At 72.4% G+C, this 14,712-nt stretch carries 13 protein-coding genes; 3 read left to right on the top strand and 10 right to left on the bottom strand.

Annotated features, from left to right (window positions below; translation table 11 throughout):
• Positions 1 to 80: 80 nt before the first annotated feature.
• Complete coding sequence (locus MWU57_RS14630; RefSeq protein ID WP_106268994.1) at positions 81 to 1,070, bottom strand: stage II sporulation protein M; 990 nt, start codon at positions 1,068 to 1,070, stop codon at positions 81 to 83.
• A gap of 72 nt (positions 1,071 to 1,142) precedes the next feature.
• On the opposite strand from MWU57_RS14630, the gene MWU57_RS14635 reads away from it, so the two are divergent.
• A complete protein-coding gene (locus MWU57_RS14635) occupies positions 1,143 to 1,964 on the top strand; it encodes an RDD family protein (protein WP_106268995.1) in 822 nt (273 codons plus the stop codon).
• A 67-nt stretch (positions 1,965 to 2,031) separates the two neighbouring features.
• The gene (locus MWU57_RS14640; RefSeq protein WP_125206545.1) at positions 2,032 to 2,454 is read left to right on the top strand and encodes a hypothetical protein; all 423 of its coding nucleotides are present in this window, start codon (positions 2,032 to 2,034) and stop codon (positions 2,452 to 2,454) included.
• A gap of 18 nt (positions 2,455 to 2,472) precedes the next feature.
• On the opposite strand, the gene MWU57_RS14645 is transcribed toward MWU57_RS14640, so the two are convergent.
• The 6 genes from MWU57_RS14645 to MWU57_RS14670 form a co-directional block, all read right to left on the bottom strand.
• Entirely contained in the window at positions 2,473 to 3,723 is a 1,251-nt protein-coding gene (locus MWU57_RS14645; protein ID WP_246910098.1) for an acyltransferase family protein, read from the bottom strand.
• Positions 3,724 to 3,816: 93 nt separating this feature from the next.
• Complete coding sequence (locus MWU57_RS14650) at positions 3,817 to 4,524, bottom strand: response regulator transcription factor (protein WP_308221190.1); 708 nt, start codon at positions 4,522 to 4,524, stop codon at positions 3,817 to 3,819.
• Between the two features lie 44 nt (positions 4,525 to 4,568).
• Positions 4,569 to 5,942 (bottom strand): sensor histidine kinase, encoded by a 1,374-nt coding sequence (locus tag MWU57_RS14655; protein WP_246910104.1) that lies wholly within the window; start codon positions 5,940 to 5,942, stop codon positions 4,569 to 4,571.
• 173 nt (positions 5,943 to 6,115) lie between these two features.
• Positions 6,116 to 7,675 (bottom strand): adenosylhomocysteinase, encoded by a 1,560-nt coding sequence (ahcY, locus tag MWU57_RS14660; protein ID WP_106269005.1) that lies wholly within the window; start codon positions 7,673 to 7,675, stop codon positions 6,116 to 6,118.
• Between the two features lie 143 nt (positions 7,676 to 7,818).
• Positions 7,819 to 8,448, bottom strand: a complete 630-nt coding sequence (locus MWU57_RS14665) for a hypothetical protein (RefSeq protein WP_246910106.1) — start codon at positions 8,446 to 8,448, stop codon at positions 7,819 to 7,821.
• 55 nt (positions 8,449 to 8,503) lie between these two features.
• Entirely contained in the window at positions 8,504 to 9,850 is a 1,347-nt protein-coding gene (locus MWU57_RS14670) for a hypothetical protein (RefSeq protein WP_246910108.1), read from the bottom strand.
• Positions 9,851 to 10,090: 240 nt separating this feature from the next.
• Here MWU57_RS14670 and MWU57_RS14675 point away from each other — a divergent pair, with 240 nt between their 5' ends.
• On the top strand, positions 10,091 to 11,320 hold the full coding sequence (locus MWU57_RS14675; RefSeq protein ID WP_246910110.1) for an acyltransferase: 1,230 nt from the start codon (positions 10,091 to 10,093) through the stop codon (positions 11,318 to 11,320).
• A 120-nt stretch (positions 11,321 to 11,440) separates the two neighbouring features.
• On the opposite strand, the gene MWU57_RS14680 is transcribed toward MWU57_RS14675, so the two are convergent.
• The 3 genes from MWU57_RS14680 to MWU57_RS14690 form a co-directional block, all read right to left on the bottom strand.
• Entirely contained in the window at positions 11,441 to 12,370 is a 930-nt protein-coding gene (locus MWU57_RS14680; protein ID WP_246910112.1) for a glycine betaine ABC transporter substrate-binding protein, read from the bottom strand.
• Between the two features lie 110 nt (positions 12,371 to 12,480).
• The gene (locus MWU57_RS14685; protein ID WP_246910114.1) at positions 12,481 to 13,401 is read right to left on the bottom strand and encodes a proline/glycine betaine ABC transporter permease; all 921 of its coding nucleotides are present in this window, start codon (positions 13,399 to 13,401) and stop codon (positions 12,481 to 12,483) included.
• Between the two features lie 8 nt (positions 13,402 to 13,409).
• Complete coding sequence (locus MWU57_RS14690; RefSeq protein WP_246910116.1) at positions 13,410 to 14,663, bottom strand: glycine betaine/L-proline ABC transporter ATP-binding protein; 1,254 nt, start codon at positions 14,661 to 14,663, stop codon at positions 13,410 to 13,412.
• Positions 14,664 to 14,712 lie beyond the last annotated feature (49 nt).

The raw sequence follows: 14,712 nt of genomic DNA on the forward strand, positions 1-14,712 counted from the left end.
CGCCCGTTTCGGGCGCATATCGAGCCCAGAAATCGCGCCCACAACGCACCGGGGTGCGGTCAGCCGGCCCCGGGGTGCGGTCAGCCAGCGGTGGGGAGGACGGCGCCCGCGCGCTCGACGTCCAGGTCGCCCGTCTCCCCCGCCCGCACGGCACGGCGTCCGAGCACGAGGTAGTACGCCAGGAAGGCCGCGAGCGCGAGCGCCCCGATGAGGATCTTGAGCCACCACGCCAGCCCGGAGCCGGTGACGAAACCCTCGACCAGCCCGGACAGCGCGAGCGCCCCCACGAGACCGACCGCGACCGTGATGAGCGCGCGCCCCTCGGCGGCGAGCGCGGTCGCCCGGGGCCGCGCCCCGGGGTCCACCCAGGCCCAGAACAGCCGCAGGCCTGCCGCACCGGCGACGAAGATGCTGGTCAGCTCGAGCAGACCGTGCGGGGTGATGAGCTGCAGGAAGAGCGTCAGCTCGCCGTACGCGGCCATCATGCCGCCGGTCGCCCCGACGCCGACGGCGTTCTGCAGCAGCACCCACACGGGCCACGCGCCCGTCACGCCGAACGCGATCATCTGGGCGGCGATCCACGCGTTGTTGGTCCACACCATCGCGGCGAACGAGGTCTGCGGGTCGTAGTAGGAGGCGAAGGCCTCGTCGACGTACTGCTCGCGCTGCGAGGGCGTGCCCATGGCCGCGAGCGCGTCGGGGTCGACGGCGACGCGTACCCCGGCGACCAGCGCCACCAGGAGGAAGCCGACGGTCACCCAGAACGTCCACCACCGGATCCGGTACAGCGCGGCGGGGACGGTCACGGTGGCGTACCGGACGACGTCGGACCAGGCGGGCTCGTGCGCGCCCGCGATCCGCGTACGGGACCGGCTCAGGAGCTCGGAGAGCCGGGTGACCAGCACGGGGTCGGGCGCGGCCGAGCGCACGGTCGACAGGTGCGTGGCGACGGCCTGGTGGAGGCGGACCAGCTCGTCGGCCTCGGCGCCGTCGAGCCGGCGCTGCTTCGCGAGGCGGCCGAGGCGGTCCCACTCCGGGCGGTGCACGGCGGTGAAGGCATCCAGGTCCACGCCCGCTACCCTGCCACAGGAGGTCGCGTCGCGATGACGCCTCCACCGACGGACCGAGGAGACGGAGGCACGGTGCAGGACGGAATCCTCATCGGCGAGGGCGTGGTGCTGGACTCGCGCCCGGCATCGTTCGCGACGCGGGCGGTGGGCGCGCTGCTGGACGTGTTGGCGACGGTGACCCTGGGCTTCGTCACGCTGGTCGTGGTGCTGGGCACCACCCTCGACCGCCTCAGCGCCCAGTGGGGCAACACCCTGGTCATCGTCCTGCTGGTCACGTTCCTCGTCGCGCTGCCGGTCACGGTGGAGACCCTCAGCCGTGGGCGCTCGCTCGGCAAGCTCGCCACGGGGTTGCGCGTGGTGCGCGACGACGGCGGCCCGGTGCGCTTCCGGCACGCGCTCGTCCGGGCGCTGGTGGGCGTCTTCGAGCTGTGGCTCACCTTCGGCTCGGTCGCCGTGATCACGTCGCTGGCCAACGCACGGGGCAAGCGGCTCGGCGACCTGCTGGCGGGCACCTACTCCGTGCGGGTGCGCGGCGCCCGGGGATGGGAGCGGCCGCTGGTCATGCCGCCGGACCTGGCCGCCTGGGCGCACAGCGCCGACATCCGCCGGCTGCCGGACGGTCTGGCGCTGCGGGCCCGGCAGGTCCTCGACCGCGCTCCTCGCCTCGCTCCGTCCTCACGGGCGCGGCTCACGGACGAGCTCGCCGGTCAGGTAGAGGCCCACGTGGCTCCGGGGCCGCCGTCCGGCACCCCGCCCGAGGCGTTCCTGCACGCGGTGCTGCACGAACGCCGCGACCGCGAGCTGGTGCGCGGCCGGGCCGAGCGCGAGCGGGCCACGCACCAGGCCGAGGTGCTGCACCGCCTGCCGTACGGCGTCTCCGACCCGCGCGCCTGAACCGCCCTGCGTCTCGCACCTGAAGACGGGCTGGGACCCTGCTCCGAGCTGCCCGTAGGGTGACGGCATGCGATCCCCCCTTTCCCGGACCACCGCTCTGGCCGCCGCCGGTGTGCTCACCCTCTCGCTGGCCGCCTGCGGAGGCTCGGACGAGTCGGCGCAGGCGTTCTGCGACTCCTTCACCTCGGTGGACGATCTGACCTCGGACCTGCAGGGCATCGACCCGAGCGATCCGGACGCCGCGATCGCGACGCTCGAGGACCTGACCGCGCAGGTGGAGGCGATCGAGGCACCCGAGGAGGTCGCGGACTCCTACGCCGTGGTCACCTCGGCGTTCCGCAGCTTCACCGACACGGTCTCCGCCGCGCTGGCCGACCCGGAGAACGCCGACCCTGCCGCACTCACCGAGGCGACGGGTTCCTTCACGAGCGAGGAGTTCTCCGGCGCGATCGCCGAGCTGGACGAGTTCTCGGCCGCCAACTGCTCCTGACCACGGCGCGCGAGCGCCTCACGACGCCCCGACCGGCCCCGTGCCGGTCGGGGTGTCCGTCGTCCCGGCACGGGACGCCTCGAACCGGCCGAACACCCGCACCAGGCCCGCCAGGACCAGCAGACCGGCCCCGAACCACACCGGCCGGCTGGCCCACCAGTCCGCGCTCCACGCCTCGGGCAGGCTCTGCCCGAACCCGAGGAGCACCACGCCCACGACCGCGAACATCGCCGTGAGGTGCCACAGGTAGACGGTCATGGACCGTTGCGCCAGCGGCCGGACCACGGTGCGGCCCGCGCCCTCGGCCCACCGGGCCAGCACCGGACGGGCCGCGAGCGCCAGGCACACCATCGCCACGGCGTGCAGCACCACGGGCGCGGTGGGCGGCGCGAGGTTGGAGATCTCGGCTCCCGGCATCCCGATCAGGCTCACCGGGTACGGGCCGACGGCGATCAGCAGCGCGGCACCGGCGAGCGCGGCCAGCGCTCCCGTGACGAGCAGCGCCCGACCGTTCGGCACGGCCCGGCGTCCGGCGCGGCGGTCGGTCGCGTAGGCGACGCCCGCGCCGAAGGGCACGGCCCACGCAAGGAGCACGTTGGCCCACGCCGGTCCGTCGATTCCGGCGCCGAACCGCAGCGCGTCGACGGCGAGCGGCAGGGCCACGACGACGCCGGCCGCGCCCCACCGCCACCGGCGCCAGGCACGCTGGAGCACAGGGGTGAGAGCGACCAGGACCACCCACACGCCGAGGAACCACAGCGGCTGCGGCACCATCCGCGCCAGCCGCCGCACGGCGTCGTCGGGCACGCCGACGGCGAGCATCGCCACGACCGCCAGCGCCCACACGCCCAGCAGGACGACGACGGGACGTGCCGCGCCCATCACGCTCCCGCCCAGAGCGCGCCACCAGCGGCCCGGGAGACCGAGCGTCCGCGAGCTGCGGTAGGCGGCCGCCGCGCCGGCGGCGAGGAAGAGCAGCGGCAGCGTCTGCAGCCAGGTCACCGTCCAGCCGGCACCGTGCCCGAGGGCGTTGCCGACCCGCAGGGTGCTGCCGTCCCAGGTCGCCTCCACCATCAGCCAGTGCAGCGCGACGACGGCGACGATGCCGAGCGCACGGATCGCGTCGACGAACCCGTCACGCCCCTGCCGTGGGCCGGCCCGCCCGGCCGCGACGGTAGTGCTCGCCGGTCCCGTTGGGCGGTCCGGCTCGGACAGCGCCGATCGCCGGGGCGCCGGCTCCGCCGGCACGAGGGTCGTGGTCAGGGTCATGGCAGGCTCCGCAGGTCGGGGTCGTGGTGACCCCTTCAGCCTGCTGACCTGCGACGACATGGACCATGGGTGGATCCCCCGGTCTGGGCGCGGTCAGCCCCCGAAAGAACCCGGGGGCTGTCCCTCCTCGGCTCCCTGCTCTCCGATGCCGAGGTGCCGCAGCACGGCGAGCACCCGGCGGTGGTCAGCTGCGTCCTGTGGCAGGTCGAGCTTGGCGAAGATCGACGCGACGTTCTTCTCCACCGCGCCGTAGGACAGGAAGAGCAGCTCCGCGATCGCGCCGTTGGACCGCCCCTGAGCCATCAGGTCGAGCACCTCCCGCTCGCGCCCGGTGAGCCGGGACAGACCGTCGTCGCCGTGCGAGGCGCCCATGAGCTGGGACACCACCTCGGGGTCCAGCACGGTCTGGCCGTCCGCGATGCGCACCAGGGCGTCCAGGAAGTCGCCCACGTCCGCGACCCGGTCCTTGAGCAGGTACCCCACCCCGCGCGAGCTCCCCGCCAGGAGGCGCCCGGCGTACCTGGTCTCGACGTACTGGCTGAAGAGCAGCACGCCGAGGTCCGGGTGGTCCTCGCGGAGGGCCAGCGCGGTCCGCAGGCCCTCGTCCGTGAAGGTGGGTGGCATGCGGATGTCCACCACGACGACGTCGGGCAGCTCGCCCGCGGCGTGCCGCAGCGCGATCTCCCGCTCGAGAGCGACGCCGTCGGCCACCGCGGCGACGACGGTGTGGCCGCGGCGCTCGACCAGAGCGGCGAGGCCGTCCCGCAGGACGGCGGAGTCCTCGGCGACCGCCACGCGCAGGTGCCTGCCCGTGGCCGCCCCGCGGCGGGAGCCCGGTGCGGGGCTCATGGGCGCGGCCGGGCGACCGGCGTCGCCGGACGGGTCTGGGTGGGTAGCAGCACGGTGACCACCGTAGGTCCGCCGGCCGGGCTCGACAGGTCGAGCGTGCCGTCCACGGCGCGCACGCGGTCGACCAGGCCCGCCAGCCCGGTGCGGTGCCCGCTGCCGTCCGGGGCGACGACGGCGGCGCCACCCCGGCCGTCGTCGCGCACCCGCACACGCAGGCCGTCGGCCGTCCGCTGGACCAGTACGTAGGCGCCCGAGGCGTCGGCGTGCTTGACGACGTTGGTGAGCAGCTCCGCGACCGTGTAGTACGCGATGGACTCCACCGCCGGGGCGAGCCGGCCGCCTGCCTCCACGACCGGGTCGACGTCCACGGTCACCGGCACGGGCGCTCGGGCACCGAGCGTCTCCAGGGCGACCGCCAGGCCGCTGTCCAGGGCGGGCGGGTGGATGCCGCGGGCGATCTCGCGCAGCTCGGTCAGCGCCTCCTTGGTGGAGTCGTGGGCGGTGCCGACCAGGTCGCCGGCCAGCGCGACGTCGTCGGCGTCGCTGCCCGCCGCGAGCAGGTCGCGCGCCTCACCGAGCTGCATCGCCACCGCGACGAGCCGGGCCTGCGTGCCGTCGTGCAGGTCCCGTTCGATGCGACGCAGACGGTCGTCGGCGTCCTCGACCACGCCCGCCCGGGTCCGCTCCAGCTCGGCGACGCGCACGCTCGCGCGAGTGGGCCCGAGCAGAGCGCCCGCCAGCAGGCGGAAGAGCGCGACGAACGGCGCCTGGGCCAGCGGCCAGAGAAAGAGGAGCACCAGGCCCACGGCCACGAGGAGCGTGTGGCGGGCCGGGCTGTCGGCGAACCAGTACCAGTCCCCCGCGATGATCGAGAAGCCGCGGTGCGTCGTCCCGTCGGGGGCCTCCTGCAGCGGGAGGAACCGCGACCACACCCAGTGGGTCATCGCTCCCAGGGCGACCGCCAGGAACACGGTGGAGACCACGAACGACACGATCGCCAGGGGGAACGTCGCCGCCATGTACAGGATCGCCCGCCAGCCGGCACCGTCGCCGATCGTCCCGCCCAGCCGGCGCCAGAACCCGCGCCGGGTCCGCCGAGGCACCGGCTCGGCGATCTCGACACCCAGCAGGCGCCGTGACAACCGCCGGTACGCACCGCCCCAGCCGCGCCCGCCGAGCACGAGCGCGCCCGCGACGAACAGCCCGACCACGGTCACCGTGAGACCGACCGTGAGCACGGTGGTGAGGACCGCATAGGCGAACGCGAACGGAGCGAGCAGCAGCGCGACCCACAGGAAGCCGTAGGCCCGCCAGGTACGTCGCGCGAAGGGCGCCTCGAGGAATCCGGGCGCAGGCGTGAGGGCGGTCATGGTGACCATCCTGGCGGGTGCCGGGTCGCCCGCCCAGGGTGCGGGCCGCCGTCGGGCACGGGGGTTGTCCCCCGTACCCGCCGGCGTGACCGGTGCCGAGTGCCAAGGTTCAGACCGCTATGGGACGTCAATGCGGCGAGAACCTCGACACTCGGCGTCGCGGCCGGGGACGGTCAGTAGCGGTAGTGCTCCGGCTTGAACGGACCCTCGACGGCGACCCCGAGGTAGTCGGCCTGGGCCTTGCTGAGCTCGGTCAGGCGGACGCCGAGCGCGTCGAGGTGCAGCCTCGCGACCTTCTCGTCCAGGATCTTGGGCAGGCGGTAGACCTGCCGCTCGTACTGCTGCTCGTCGGCCGGGCGGGCCATGTCGGCGAACAGCTCGAGCTGGCCGATCACCTGGTTGGCGAACGAGTTGGACATGACGAACGACGGGTGGCCCGTCGCGTTGCCGAGGTTGAGCAGGCGCCCCTCGGAGAGCACGATGATCGACCGCTCGCCACGCGCGGCACCGTCCGCGGCGGCCGGACCGCTGCCGGCCGGCATCGTCCACTCGTGCACCTGCGGCTTGATCTCGGTCTTGACGACACCGGGGACGTCGGCCAGCCCGGCCATGTCGATCTCGTTGTCGAAGTGGCCGATGTTGCCCACCACGGCCTTGTTCTTCATGGCGAGCATGTGCTCGGCGGTGATCACGCCGAAGTTGCCGGTGGTGGTGATGAAGAAGTCGGCCTGGTCGAGGACGTCCTCGATCCGCGCGACCTGGAAACCGTCCATCGCGGCCTGCAGCGCGCAGATCGGGTCGACCTCGGAGACGATGACGCGCGCTCCCTGGCCGCGGAACGCCTCCGCGGCGCCCTTGCCGACGTCGCCGTAGCCCGCCACGAACGCGACCTTGCCGCCGATGAGGATGTCGGTGGCCCGGTTGATGCCGTCCGGCAGCGAGTGGCGGATCCCGTACTTGTTGTCGAACTTCGACTTGGTGACCGAGTCGTTGACGTTGATCGCGGGGAAGAGCAGCTCGCCCGACTCCGCGAGGTGGTACAGGCGGTGCACCCCTGTGGTGGTCTCCTCGGTGACCCCGCCGATCTGCTGGGCGATGCCCGTCCAGCGCAGCGGGTCCGCCTCAAGCGCGGCGCGCAGCAGGTCCCGCACCACGTTCATCTCCTGGGTGTGGTCGGGCTCGCCCGGCAGCGTGTTCGGCGGCACGACGCCCGCCCGCTCGTACTGCAGGCCGAGGTGGACCAGCATCGTGGCGTCGCCGCCGTCGTCCAGGATGAGGTTCGGGCCCTCGCCGGCCGGCCACACCAGGATCTGCTCGGTGCACGCCCAGTACTCCTCGAGCGACTCGCCCTTCCAGGCGAACACCGGGACGCCCTGGGGGTCCTGCGGCGTCCCACCGGGGCCGACGACGACGGCGGCAGCGGCCTCGTCCTGCGTGCTGAAGATGTTGCAGCTCGCCCAGCGGACCTCCGCGCCCAGCGCGGTGAGGGTCTCGATGAGGACGGCGGTCTGGACGGTCATGTGCAGGGAGCCAGCGATGCGCGCACCGGCCAGCGGCTGGGCGTCGCCGTACTCCTCGCGCAGGGCCATCAGGCCGGGCATCTCGTGCTCGGCGAGCCGGATCTGGTGCCGGCCCGCCTCGGCGAGGGCGAGCGAACGGACCTTGTAGCGGCCGGGGGCCTCGTCGAAGCCGGGGGTCGGCTGCGCGGCGGTGGCCGTGGCGGTGTCGGTCATGGGTGCCTCCTGGGGACGTCGTCGATGCTGTCGCGCGCTGGGGGCTCCCGTCGGCGCAGTGGGCGCACCACGCAGGGCGCCCACGCACCAGGGTAGTAGGTGCGTGGGCGCGCGGCCGGGCCGCCTCAGCGGGCCGTGGTGGGTCAGCCGTTCCGGGAGGCCCGGTAGCCGGCGTTGCGCGCGGCGGACTCGGTGGTGAAGCACTCCTCGGGGCTGGTGATCTCGTAATACCGACCACCCGGCACGTGGTAGATGCCGGACTGGTTGCCCTTGATGGGCGCCCAGCTCGGGCAGTCCCACTTGCTCACCGGAGACGTGCGCGAGGGCCGCTTGCCCTGCCGCACCACGAGCTGCTGGGACAGCTTCTTGGTCTTCTTCGGCCCGTACACCTTGATCGTGCCGCGGGCGGTCGACTTCACGGTGTAGCGCTGGAACGTGACCTTGGTGGTCACCCGGTAGGTACCCGGCTTCAGCGAGACCTTCTTCTTGTTCTTCGCGATCGTCGTGCCCGACTTCTTGACGGTGAGGGTCTTGGACCGGATCGTGACCGTGCCGGACTTCGTGACCCGCGGCTTGATCGTGGCCTTGCCCCCGTACGGGGCGGTCTTCGTCGGGATCTTCTTGATCACGACCTTCGCCGGTGCCGTCGCCGTGCGGATGACGGACTGGACCGACGTCGCCGGGGTGGGGGCCGCCGCGGCGGCACTGGTGGCGACCGCGGAGCCGCTGGCCAGCAGCGCGCCGACCGCGATCGACGCGAGGATCTTGCGCATGGGTGGTCTTCCTTCTCGACGGGCCTGGTGGCCGACGGGCGGGTGGTGGGAGGGGCTACTTCAGCCCGTCGACGTACTGCGTCATCGGGGCGTACGACCCGGAGGCACTGTGGTCCGTGACGGCCCAGATGCCGCCCCGCGCCCCGGACGTCGGGACGATCGCGTCGATGAGCAGGTTGCCGCAGCCGTCGGCGTCAGTACCCAGGTCGAACTCCTCCCCGTCGTACCAGGTGCCACCGGCGCGGTACTCCGAGTAGAGGTCCCAGTACGGGCTGGCCGAGACGTCGTCGCCCACGGGGCACGCCCACAGGAGGGCATAGACCTCCGACTGGCCTCCGTCGAGATCGAGGACCTCCGTCTCGCTGACGACCTGCATCCAGTAGTTGCCCACGTAGACGGTGTCCGCCGGGTAGGGCTGCGACGGAGTGGAGTCGACGAAGAGGATCACGGATCGGCTGCTGACCGTGCCCGCAGCGTTCTTGACGACGACCCGGTACTCGCCCAACGTGTCCTTCGCCCTGGCCGTGAAGCTCAGGGTCCTGGACGTCTTGCCGGCAAGGCTGGTCCACGTCGTGGTCCCCGGCGCCTGGCGCTGCCACTGGTAGCGCAGCCCGCCGCCGGTGGCCGACACGCTCAGGCGGACGGTCTGCCCCGCGTCGACGAGCGCGGACTCCGGCTGCGCCGTGATGCGCGGCTTGCGGACGACGGCCGGGGTCGCGGCGCTCGTCCGGCTCCGGCTCTGGTGGGCGCTGCGCGTACCGGTGACCTTCACGGTGATCCGCTTGCCGTGCTGAGCGCTCTTCAACGTGTACCTCGTGCCCGTGGCGCCCTTGATCGCCGTGCCGTTGGCCATCCACTGGTAGCGCACGCTGGTGGGCTTCGGCGTCCAGGTGCCAGGCTTGGAGGTCAGCGTGGCACCGACCTTGGCGGTGCCGCTGATCGTCGGCTTGGGCGCGGTGAAGACGCCCTTCGCGACGGTCTTCGCCGCGCTCCGGCGCGTCACCGTGGAGCCCGACTTCTTTCCCTTGACAGCGACGGTGACCTTCTTGCCGAGGTGCTTCTTCTTCGGTGTGAAGGTCTTGCCGGTGGCGACCTTCGTGCCGGCGACCTTCCAGGTGTAGCTGAACGTGGTACCCGAGGCCCAGCGGCCCGGCTTGGCGGTGAGGCGGTTGCCGACGCGAGCCTTCCCCGAGATGGTCGGCTTCGAGCTGCGCAGCGTGGCCACGGGGGCGGTGACCAGCGTGGTGGCAGCGACGGCCGGGGTCGCGGCGGTCGCGACGGCCGCGACGGCTGCCGGGGTGGCGACGGCGGGCGCGGCGACGATCGGCGCGACGCCGAGCGAGAGCGCCGCGAGGAGGGCGACGGGGCGCAGGCGCGCGTGGATGGTGGAGAAGGGCTTCACTGCTGCTCCGAGCGTGAGGGGCAGGCCATCGTCTGCCGACCGGGTGAGAGCGCCCACCGCGACTCCGGCGTCACGTCACCGTCGCGGTGTCCCTGCAGGTCACGGCGCCGGATCAGGCGTGGGCCGATGCTATGCCACGGCAACCGCCGACGGCGCCCCGGACAACGTTTTTCACCCGCCCACCGGAGCACGCTTGCCTCGGGCTCGAATGTTATCGATTCGTGATCTAAGGTCGATCAGATGACCTCGACGCCCCAGACGACACAGACGGCGCAGCGCAAGCACCTGCTGGACGTGCTCCGGTTCGGTGCGGCGTTCGCCGTCGTCGTCTACCACTTCACGGCCACCCCGACGGCGAGCCAGTACTGGGGCACCGACGTCTCCACGCTCTTCGAGGGCCTGAACCAGGTCTCCCGCTACGGCTGGCTGGCGGTCGAGGCGTTCTTCGTCATCAGCGGCCTCGCGATCCTGTGGTCCGGCCAGGGTCGCACCCTGGCGCAGTTCACCGGTTCGCGCGTGGGGCGCCTCTACCCGGCCCTGTGGGCCTGCGTGCTGGCGACCGCCGTCCTGCAGGCGTTCTGGTCGGGCGGCCGGGAGCTCAGCCTGGGCGACACCCTGCTCAACCTCACGATGGCCCCCGACCTCTTCGGGGCCGAGCTCTCCCAGGTCGTCTACTGGACGCTCCTCGTGGAGCTCAAGTTCTACGTGCTGGTCGGGCTGCTGATGCTCCTCGGCCCCCTCACCCGGGCACGCGCGCTCACCCTCGCGCTCGCGTGGCCCGCGGCCGGGATGCTGGTCCGGGGCTTCGGCTACCCGGAGGTCGCGGAACACCTCGTCGTGCGCCACTCCGTCTACTTCGGCATCGGCATGGTCTTGTTCCTGCTCTGGCAGGACGTCGCGGCACACCGCGACCAGGTCGTGCCCGACGCCGGCACCCGCCGCGCGGTGGTCGTCGACCTCGCTGCCCTCGCACTCCTCCTCGGCCTCTCCGTGGACCGCGTCATGACGTCCGCGGACCAGGCGAGCAGCCTGCAGGGAGTGCCCGTGCACGCCGGTGTCGCCGTCCTGGTGCTCTTCGCCGTCGTCGGCGTCGTCTGGCTCGCCGTCCAGCCGTGGGCCACGGTCCGCAACCGGTACCTCGCCGGGCTGTGCCTCCTGGCGGGCGCGCTCACCTATCCCCTGTACCTGGTGCACACGCAGTTCGGGTGGGCGGTCACCGAGGCGCTGGCCGAGCGCGGCGTCGGCGCACGGACCGCACTCGTGGCGGCGACCGCGGTGTCGCTGCTGCTCGCCGCGGCCATCTACTACGCCGTGGAGAGGCCCTGCTCGACACCGCTGCGCCGGGCGGTCACCCGCGCACTGACCCCGGGCCCCTCCCGTCGCACCCTCGCGCCGGCCGTGCACGACGGCGGCACCCACCACGCGCGCGAGGCGATCGCCCAGGTGCAGCAGTCCCGGGTGGCCGCCTGACCTCGTTCGCCGTGACGAGCCCGCGAACGACGGAGCGCCCCCGCCGGACGAGGTCCGGTGGGGGCGCTCCGTGCTGCGGGAGGCTGTGCCGCCGTGCAGCGATGCGTCAGGCGGTGACGATCAGCCCTCGAACGGGGGGATCACGTCGGGGTTCTCCTCGAGCCACGCCTCGACACCGGCGGCCGGGTCGTCCGGGAACTCGTTGACGACGGTGTCCTCCAGGGAGCCGTACTGCGCGTCGTCGAGCGTGATCTGACCGATCCACTCGGCGACCTCGGGGCGCTCCTCCGCGAAGCCGTCGGTACCGAGGAAGTGCAGGCCCTCGGCCTCGCCGAGCGCACCCTCCGGGTCCTCGAGCGTCTTGACCGGGTAGGACGCGTTCGCCCAGAACGGCTGCCACAGCGTGACGAGGATGTCCTCCTCGTTCTCGGTGGCCTGCTCCAGCTCGGTGAGCATCGCCGTGGTGGAGGACGTCTGCAGCTCGTAGCCCGCCTCGTCCAGGCCGTACGTCGGGATGACGTTGTCCTGGACGGCCGCCGTCAGCCCGGCACCCGGCTCGATGCCCGTGATGGTGCCGTCGAACAGGTCCGGGTTGTCGGCCAGCTCCGCGATCGAGTCGATGTCGGTGTACTCCGGCACCGCCATCGTCAGCTTGGCGTTGTCGTAGTAGGTGCCGATGTCCTCGATGGAGTCGCCGTACTCCTCCATGTACTGGGCGTGGGTCACCTCGGGCCAGGCCGACGGGTACATGTCGACGTCGCCCTCGGCCAGCGCCGTGTAGAGCAGACCGGCCTCCTGGACTTCCTCGTGCTCGACCGTGAAGCCGGCCTCCGACAGCACGTTGTCCAGCAGGTAGGCGGTGCTCAGCCCGTCGGTCCACGACGGGATGTAGCCCAGGGTGATGGTCATGTCCTCGGCGGCCGACTCCTCGGTGGCGCCGTCGGAGCCGGCGTCGTCCGAGGCGCACGCGGTCAGGGTCAGGCCGAGGGCCGCGGCGGAGACGAGGGCGACGCCCTGGCGCCGACGCAGGTGCTTGCGATGGGTGCTCATGTGATGAGTTCCTTTCGTGTCGAGGGACGTGCCCCCGAGGGGACAGATCCCGGGACATGGGTTCCGGGCAGGTCGGTTCCTGCCTGGCGGGACTGTGTGCGGCGGGGCCGTCAGACCGCGCCGGCCGTCGTCGCGGCGCGCGCGCCGTCGCCCTTCCGGCTGCTGAGGATGGCGACCAGCGAGCGGCCGGTCGGCTGGCCGATCGCGCCGGTGAGCCGGTCGAGGAAGATCGCGAGGATCACCACGGACAGGCCGCCCTCGACGCCGAGCGGCACGTCGAGCGTGGAGATGGACGACACGACCTCGCCGCCCAGCCCCCCGGCGCCGACGATGCCGGCGACGACCGCCATCGACAGGGCCAGCATGATGACCTGGTTGACGCCGGCCATGATGGTCGGCAGGCCCAGCGGGAGCTGGATGCCGCCCAGGATCTGCCGCGGGGTGCCGCCGAACGCCTCCCCGGCCTCGACGGTCTCGGAGTCGACCTGCCGGATGCCCAGCTCGGTGAGCCGGACCCCGGGCGGCAGCGCGAAGACGATGGTGGCGCACACGCCGGGGACGACGCCGATCCCGAAGAACACGACCACGGGGACCAGGTAGACGAAGGCCGGCATGGTCTGCATGAAGTCGAGCACCGGCCGGACGAAGGCGCTGACGGCGTCGTTGCGGGCGGCGAGGATGCCGACCGGAACCGCGATGACGACCGCGATGACGGTCGCGACCAGCACCAGGCTGAGCGTCTCCATCGCCGGTTCCCACATCTCCATGCTGATGATGAGCAGCATGCCGACGGCGGTGAAGACGGCGAGTCCCCAGGACCGCACGAGCAGCGCGAGCAGGGTGAAGATCCCCACCATGACGAGCGGCGCCGGGAGCAGCAACAGCTCGGTGATGCCGTCGATGAGGAAGGACATCACCGCGGTGATGCCGTCCAGCAACCACTCGAGGTTGTCGTTGACCCAGTCGATGCCGCTGTCGACGGCCTCGCCGATCGGCACCTTCGGGATGGTGGTGCCGTCAGAGGTGGACATCGGTGCCATCACTTCGCTCCTGCCGCATCGAGAACGGGCTCACCGTCGGCGGGGTCCTCGCCGTCCGCGGCCGTGTCAGCGCTGTCCGTCGCGGGGACGGAGAGCGCGCTGAGCAGCGTCACCCGCGGGATGACGCCCTGCAGCCGGCCGTCCTCGGCCACGACGGCCAGCGGGGCCCTGCTCACTGCCGCGTCGTGGAACAGCTCGGCCAGCGGGGTGTCCGGGGACACCTTCGCCACCGGTTCGTCGCTCAGCGGGAGCCGGTCGCTCCCCTGCCGCACGGCGTCGGCGACGTCGTTCTCGAACACGACACCGGAGACCTTCCGGTTCCGGCCGGTGACCAGCAGCGAGGAGACCTGGTGCTCGCGCATCAGCTTGTGCGCGGCCTTCGGGCCCGACTCCGGTCCGATGACGGCGACGGGGCGTTCCATGACGTCGCCCGCGGAGAGCACGCGCGACCGGTCGACGTCCGCGACGAACTGCGCCACGTAGTCGTTGGCGGGCTCGTTGAGGATCTGCTCGCTGGTGCCGACCTGCACCACACGGCCGTCACGCATCATCGCGATGCGGTCACCGAGGCGCATCGCCTCGTTGAGGTCGTGGGTGATGAAGAGGATCGTCTTGCCCAGCTCCGCCTGGAGCTCGAGCAGCTGGTCCTGCATCTCCTTGCGGATCAGCGGGTCGAGGGCGCTGAACGCCTCGTCCATCAGCATGATGTCGGTGCCCGCGGCGAGCGCCCGGGCGAGGCCCACGCGCTGGCGCATGCCGCCGGAGAGCTCGGAGGGCAGCGAGCCGCCCCAACCCTTGAGGCCGACCAGGGCCAGCGCCTCTTCGGCGCGGGCCTCGCGCTCGGCCTTGTTCACCCCCCGCAGCTTCAGCGGGTAGGCGGCGTTCTCCCCGACGGTGCGGTGCGGCAGCAGGGCGAAGTGCTGGAACACCATGCTGACCTTGGTCCGGCGCACCTCGCGCAGGCCGGCGGCGGACAGGTGCGTCACGTCCTGGCCGTCGATGCGCATGACGCCGTCGGTCGGTTCCAGCAGGCCGTTGACCATGCGGATCAGCGTCGACTTGCCGGAGCCGGACAGGCCCATGACGACGAAGATCTCGCCGGGCGCGACCTCGAAGGTCGCGTCGATGACGGCCGGCGTGAGGCCTTCTCGCCGCAGTCGGGCGCGGTCTGCGCCGTCCTTGAGCAGCTTGACGCCGCGCTGTGGCCGGCGTCCGAAAATCTTTGTCAGGCCGTTTGCCTCGATGGCTGGCACGGTTCTCCCGGGTCGGGGACATTGACGTGCCGTCGAACCGCCCGTGGAC

Origin of the sequence: Isoptericola sp. S6320L, from assembly GCF_023015685.1 — a bacterium.
Lineage (GTDB): Bacteria > Actinomycetota > Actinomycetes > Actinomycetales > Cellulomonadaceae > Isoptericola > Isoptericola halotolerans_A.

Coding starts and splice junctions, on each gene's coding strand:
- MWU57_RS14665 (WP_246910106.1), bottom strand. CDS start 8,448: ATGCGCAAGATCCTCGCGTCGATCGCGGTCGGCGCGCTGCTGGCCAGC.
- MWU57_RS14680 (WP_246910112.1), bottom strand. CDS start 12,370: ATGAGCACCCATCGCAAGCACCTGCGTCGGCGCCAGGGCGTCGCCCTC.
- MWU57_RS14655 (WP_246910104.1), bottom strand. CDS start 5,942: ATGACCGCCCTCACGCCTGCGCCCGGATTCCTCGAGGCGCCCTTCGCG.
- MWU57_RS14685 (WP_246910114.1), bottom strand. CDS start 13,401: ATGTCCACCTCTGACGGCACCACCATCCCGAAGGTGCCGATCGGCGAG.
- MWU57_RS14640 (WP_125206545.1), top strand. CDS start 2,032: ATGCGATCCCCCCTTTCCCGGACCACCGCTCTGGCCGCCGCCGGTGTG.
- MWU57_RS14645 (WP_246910098.1), bottom strand. CDS start 3,723: ATGACCCTGACCACGACCCTCGTGCCGGCGGAGCCGGCGCCCCGGCGA.
- MWU57_RS14675 (WP_246910110.1), top strand. CDS start 10,091: ATGACCTCGACGCCCCAGACGACACAGACGGCGCAGCGCAAGCACCTG.
- ahcY (WP_106269005.1), bottom strand. CDS start 7,675: ATGACCGACACCGCCACGGCCACCGCCGCGCAGCCGACCCCCGGCTTC.